We start from the raw sequence: 5,578 nt of genomic DNA, 5'->3' as shown, positions 1-5,578 counted from the left end.
GGGATCGCGTAGACAGCGATAGTCTGGATGGTTTGACTAAGATCACTCATGAGAAAGATTCTACCAGACGGCAGATCGCTGACTCCGCGTAGGGCGGATCATCGATCCACCATTTACAGGCCAAGGATTGCCGGATCGCCCTTCCCTTGCCGCACCAGTTCCGGCTCATCGCCGGTCAGGTCAACCACGGTAGTCGCCTCGAAGCTGCAGGCGCCGCCGTCGACGATCAGATCGATCTGTTTGCCGATGCGTTCGCAGACGGTATCCGCATCGGTCAGCGGCTCGTCCTCGTCCGGCAGGATCAGGGTGGTGCCGAGCAGCGGCTGCTGCAGTTCGGCCAGCAGGGCTTCCACGATGGCGTTTTCAGGCACGCGCAGGCCGATGGTCTTGCGCGAGGGATGGGACAGGCGGCGCGGCACACAGCGCGTCGCTTCCAGGATAAAGGTGAACGGCCCCGGCGTGGCCGCTTTCAGCAGGCGGAACTGGCGATTGTCCACGCGCGCGTAGACGCCGATTTCGCTGAGGTCGCGGCACAGCAGGGTCAGGTGGTGCTTTTCGTCAATGCCGCGGATACGGCGCAGCTTTTCGACGGCGGACTTATCGTCCAGATGGCACACCAGCGCATAGCAGGAGTCCGTCGGCAGCGCGACGATGCCGCCGCCGTGGATGATCTCCGCCGCCTGCTTGATCAGGCGCAGTTGCGGATTGGCTGGGTGGATCTGAAAGAATTGGCTCATGAAATATGCTCGCATTCGGCGGGTCAATGACCCGCCCTACAGTGCCGCGTAGGGCGGATCATCGATCCGCCGCTTATCAACGCTGTTGCTGCAGCGCTGCGATACGTTCTTCGATCGGAGGGTGGCTGGAGAACATGGCCGCCCAGCCGCCRCCGGAAGTGATGCCGGAAGCGGCCATGCCTTGCGGCAGTTCGCCCGGCTGCAGGCCGCCGAGGCGGGCCAGCGCATGCTGCATCGGCACCGAGCTGCCCAGCAGCTTGGCGGAACCGGCGTCGGCGCGGAACTCGCGCTGGCGCGAGAACCAGGCCACGATGATGGAAGCCAGCAGGCCGAACACGATTTCGCACACGAACACGGTGATGGTATAGCCGATGCCCGGACCGCGGCGCTCTTCACCTTTGTTGATGGCCGAGTCCACGATGCCGCCCACGATGCGCGCCAGGAACACGACGAAGGTATTGACCACGCCCTGGATCAGGGTCAGGGTCACCATATCGCCATTGGCGACGTGGGCGACTTCATGGCCGAGCACCGCTTCCACTTCTTCGCGGTTCATCGATTGCAGCAGGCCGGTGGACACCGCCACCAGTGCGTCATTCTTGAAGGCGCCGGTAGCAAAAGCGTTTGGCTCGCCTTCGTACACCGCCACTTCCGGACGGCCGATGCCGGCGCGGTCAGCCAGCGCGTGCACAGTGCTCACCAGCCATTGCTCGGTGGAGTTCTGCGGCGCGTCGATCACGCGCGCGCCCGTGGACCATTTGGCCATCGGCTTGGACATCAGCAGCGAGATGATGGAGCCGGTGAAGCCCACCACCGCCGAAAAGGCCAGCAGATTCCCCAGCTGCATCTGGCCGGGGCCAGGACGGCCAATGCCGAGCAGCGACAGCACAATGGACAGCACCACCATCACAGCGAGGTTGGTGGCGAGGAAAAGAATGATGCGTTTCATGTAGTGGTTCTCCGGACAGATTTGCCGAATGATAATGTATGGTTGGCAGTAGGGAAATACAAGCCCTAACCCTAAGATCKGGTCAGACCCAAAGGGTCAGACCCTTGGGTCTGACCCGGTTTTAAGGTTTCAGAACCAATCGTGCCAAACCGGCTTCACATTCCCCGGCAGGGGCGGCAGCAGCGCGAAGTCGACCCGTGTTTCGCCCGGCGCATGGAAGTCCGTTCCCCGCGAAGCGAGGAAGCCATAGCGATTCGCCAGCGTCGCGTACTCAGGATACTGATCCGGCGTATGACTGCCCGTCACCACCTCGATCGCCGTCCCGCCCAGCTGCTTGAACTCATCAAACAGCACGCCTTCCTGCAAGTCAGTAAATTTGTAGCGGCCCGGATGTGCAATCACGGCAATCCCGCCCGCGCCGCGAATCCAGGCAACGGCCTGCTGCAAGGTTGCCCAGCGATGTTCGACATAGCCCGGCTTGCCCGGACTGAGGAATTTGCGGAAGACTTCAGGAATATCGCGGCACACGCCCTGGTCCACCAGGTGGCGGGCGAAGTGCGTGCGCGACATCAGCGCGGGATTGTCCACATATTTCAGCGCGCCCTCATAGCAGCCCGGAATGCCCGCCAGCTCCAGCTGGCGGCCGATTTCGCGGCCACGGTTGTCGCGGCCCGAACGTGTGTCTTCCAGGCCTTTGGTCAGCGCCGCATCGTTCTCGTCGATCTGCAGGCCGACAATGTGGACCGTCTCGCCGCCCCAGGTAATCGAAATCTCCACGCCCGAAACAAAGCGCATGCCTTCCTGCCCGGCCGCCACGCGGGCTTTTGCCACGCCGCCCACTTCATCGTGGTCGGTCAGCGCCCACACGTCGACGCCGGCCTTACGTGCGTAAGCCGCAACCGACTCCGGCGGCAGCACGCCGTCGGAAACATTGGAATGGCAGTGAAGATCTACATTCAGCATACGGACACTTGCATAAAAGCGAAGCCTTCATTGTACGCTGTCGGCGTAAATCGCGGTGCTCAGGCCAGGAATTCCTCAAGCATTTGCGCCAGCAGCTCGGGCTGGTCGTGATGCAGCATATGGCCTGCGTCCGGCATCATTTTCGCGGTAACCTTGGCCAGATGGCTCAGGCGGCGGTCCACTTCGGCGCGCGCCTCTTCTTTTGGCCCCATCCACAGCCACATATTGGTGTCGTCCGCTTCCACCCACAGCACGGGCGCCGTAATGCGCTTCCAGCAGGCCAGCACTTCGTCAATCTTGTACAGCAGCGGGCTGGCTTGCTTGTGCAYGGGGTCGCCCAGGATTTCCCAGCGGCCCTCGCCGTTTTGCGCCGACCAGTGCTGCGACAGGAAGGCTGCGCGCTCATTGGTCAGACGCGGGTTGGTTTTCTGCAGGCGGGCAGCCACAGCGGCCTGCGAATCGTAGCTGCGCATTTCCGGCGGCGTCAGCAGTTCATCGAGCCATTTGGCGTAGCGGCCCGGCGCCTGCTCGGCGCCGGTTGCCTTCAGGCCGAAGCCCTCCAGGTTGATCAGGCGGCGGATGCGCTCGGGGCGCACGCCCGCGTAGATGCTGACGATATTGCCGCCCATGCTGTGGCCCAGCAGGTTAACCTGCCCTTCCGGCTGGTAATGGCGYAGGATGGCGTCCAGGTCGGCGACGTAGTCCGGGAACCAGTAGGTATCGGTGCCATTGCGATCGGTCAGGCCGAAACCGCGCCAGTCGGGTGCGATGACGTGCCAGTCGCCCTGCATGGCATCGACCACGAACTGGAAGGAGGCGCCCACGTCCATCCAGCCGTGCATCATGAACACTTTCGGCGCGCCTTCCCGTCCCCAGTGGTGCACGTGGGTGCGCAGGCCGCGCACGGTGATGAATTCGGAACGGGATGGGGTCATGATGATGTCTGCCTTGAAAAAGCGCCGCCAGCGCCAATATGGGCTGCTTGCGGCCGGGAATGCACATAATAGCACGACCGTTCGCAAACCGTATCCCCGGCATTTTTCAGGCAAGGCGTAAAATAGCGCCAATTTCCTGAGAGCCAACCATGACAATTTATCAGCTGGGCGAACATTCGCCAGAAGTCGACGCATCCGCTTTCGTCGCAGACAACGCCACCCTGATCGGCAAAGTCACCCTGAAAGCCAATGCATCCGTGTGGTTCGGCGCCACCATTCGTGGCGATAATGAGCGCATCACGATCGGCGAAAACAGCAATGTCCAGGAAGGCACGGTGATGCACACCGATATGGGATACCCGCTGACCGTGGGCCGCGATGTCACCATCGGCCACCAGGCCATGCTGCACGGCTGCACCATCGGTGATGGCGCGCTGATCGGCATCCAGGCGGTGGTGCTGAACGGCGCGAAGATCGGCAAAGGCTGCCTGGTCGGCGCCGGTGCGCTGGTCACGGAAGGCAAGGAATTTCCCGACAATATGCTGATTATCGGTTCGCCCGCCAAAGCGGTGCGCGAACTGACAGCAGAAGACGTGGCGCGCCTGAAAGGCAGCGCCGACAGCTACGTGAAACGCGGCCAGCTGTTCAAGTCGCAACTGAAGAAGATTGGATAAAGAATGACCGACACCCTGCAAAAATTCATTTTCGAGAACGCTGCCGTGCGCGGCGAGCTGGTCGACATGTCCGCCACCTGGCGCGAAGTGCTGGCCCGCCACCACTACCCGGTCGCCGTCAAGCGCCTGCTGGGACAAATGGTGTCGGCAGCGGCCCTGCTCTCGGCCAACCTCAAGTTCAACGGTTCCATCATCATGCAGATCCATGGTGACGGCCCGGTGCGCCTGCTGGTGGTGGAATGCGATTCCGAGCTGAAGCTGCGCGCTACCGCGAAAATGAATCCTGACTACGCGATCGCGCAGGATGCCGATTTGCAGACCCTGGTCAACGCACATGGCAAGGGCCGTTTCGTCATCACGCTCGACCCGGCCGAGAAGGTGCCGGGCCAGCAGCCTTACCAGGGCGTGGTGCCGCTGGACGGCCACGATGTCAGCACCGTGATCGAAAACTATATGCTGCGCTCCGAACAGCTGGACACCAAGCTGTGGCTGGCCGCGGACGATAACGTCTCGCGCGGCGTGCTGCTGCAAAAGCTGCCTTTCCACGGCGGTAAAATCGAACCGGGCGCACTGACCGCCGACGAAGCCCAGGAAACCTGGAACCGCGCCGTGGTGCTGGGCTCCACGCTGAAAGAAGAAGAGATGCTGAGCACCACCATCGACGTGCTGCAGCAGCGCCTGTTCTGGGAAGAGACCATCCGCGTGTTCGAGCCGCTGCATCCGCAGTTCCATTGCAGCTGCACGCGCGAGAAGGTGGGCAATATGCTGAAGATGCTGGGCCAGGAAGAAGTGGAAGCCGCGCTGTCCGAACAGGGCAAGCTGGGCATCAACTGCGACTTCTGCGGCAAGCACTACGAGTACGATGCGGTGGACTGCGCCCAGCTGTTCACCACCACCGCGCCGGCCGAGGCATTGCTGCACCCGACCGAAGTAAAGCACTAATCCTTGCCGTAACGCTGCATCACATAGCCAAGGTGGGCGCGGTTCATATCGATCCACGTCCACAGGGCTTCCACCTGCGCCCGGTGCGCTTCGTAGTATTTCTCATTGAAGGCCAGCCATAGCCGCGTGCTCACCAGCGGCTGCGGCAGCTGCATGATTTCACCGTTGTAGCGCTTGACGATGGCGTCTATATGTTCCGGTTTTACCGCGCTCACGACTACGCCTGCAACGCGGCCCAGCTTGAGCTTTTCGATATTGCGGTCGACGTCACGGGCGCCGTCATCGATGGTCAGGCCCTGCTCGCGCAGGCGGGCGGTGTAGGCGCTGCCTTGCGCCGCACCGAGCACTTTGCCCTGGAAGTAAGCCAGCGGGTTGGCG

At 62.2% G+C, this 5,578-nt stretch carries 6 protein-coding genes and 1 pseudogene; 2 read left to right on the top strand and 5 right to left on the bottom strand.

The window, feature by feature from the left end; translation table 11 throughout:
• Positions 1-113 precede the first annotated feature (113 nt).
• The 4 genes from AB4Z11_RS21190 to AB4Z11_RS21175 all read right to left on the bottom strand — a co-directional run bounded on the left by AB4Z11_RS21190 (position 114) and on the right by AB4Z11_RS21175 (position 3,584).
• Complete coding sequence (locus AB4Z11_RS21190; RefSeq protein ID WP_442027485.1) at positions 114-737, bottom strand: L-threonylcarbamoyladenylate synthase; 624 nt, start codon at positions 735-737, stop codon at positions 114-116.
• A 76-nt stretch (positions 738-813) separates the two neighbouring features.
• The gene (htpX, locus tag AB4Z11_RS21185) at positions 814-1,686 is read right to left on the bottom strand and encodes a protease HtpX (RefSeq protein WP_442027483.1); all 873 of its coding nucleotides are present in this window, start codon (positions 1,684-1,686) and stop codon (positions 814-816) included.
• Positions 1,687-1,815: 129 nt separating this feature from the next.
• On the bottom strand, positions 1,816-2,649 hold the full coding sequence (locus tag AB4Z11_RS21180; RefSeq protein ID WP_442027482.1) for a 3',5'-nucleoside bisphosphate phosphatase: 834 nt from the start codon (positions 2,647-2,649) through the stop codon (positions 1,816-1,818).
• Positions 2,650-2,708: 59 nt separating this feature from the next.
• On the bottom strand, positions 2,709-3,584 hold the full coding sequence (locus AB4Z11_RS21175) for an alpha/beta fold hydrolase (protein WP_442027480.1): 876 nt from the start codon (positions 3,582-3,584) through the stop codon (positions 2,709-2,711).
• Positions 3,585-3,733: 149 nt separating this feature from the next.
• Here AB4Z11_RS21175 and AB4Z11_RS21170 point away from each other — a divergent pair, with 149 nt between their 5' ends.
• Positions 3,734-4,258, top strand: a complete 525-nt coding sequence (locus AB4Z11_RS21170; RefSeq protein WP_442027478.1) for a gamma carbonic anhydrase family protein — start codon at positions 3,734-3,736, stop codon at positions 4,256-4,258.
• A gap of 3 nt (positions 4,259-4,261) precedes the next feature.
• Positions 4,262-5,200 (top strand): Hsp33 family molecular chaperone HslO, encoded by a 939-nt coding sequence (gene hslO, locus AB4Z11_RS21165; RefSeq protein WP_442027476.1) that lies wholly within the window; start codon positions 4,262-4,264, stop codon positions 5,198-5,200.
• Here the strand turns inward: hslO and AB4Z11_RS21160 are convergent.
• Positions 5,197-5,578 (bottom strand): annotated as a pseudogene (locus AB4Z11_RS21160) (hypothetical protein); the annotation flags it as partial. The gene hslO and the pseudogene AB4Z11_RS21160 sit on opposite strands and share 4 nt — an antisense overlap.

The sequence above is a fragment of the Pseudoduganella sp. RAF53_2 genome (assembly GCF_052113985.1).
GTDB lineage: Bacteria > Pseudomonadota > Gammaproteobacteria > Burkholderiales > Burkholderiaceae_D > Rugamonas.
This window is presented reverse-complemented; position numbering and strand designations above follow the sequence as displayed.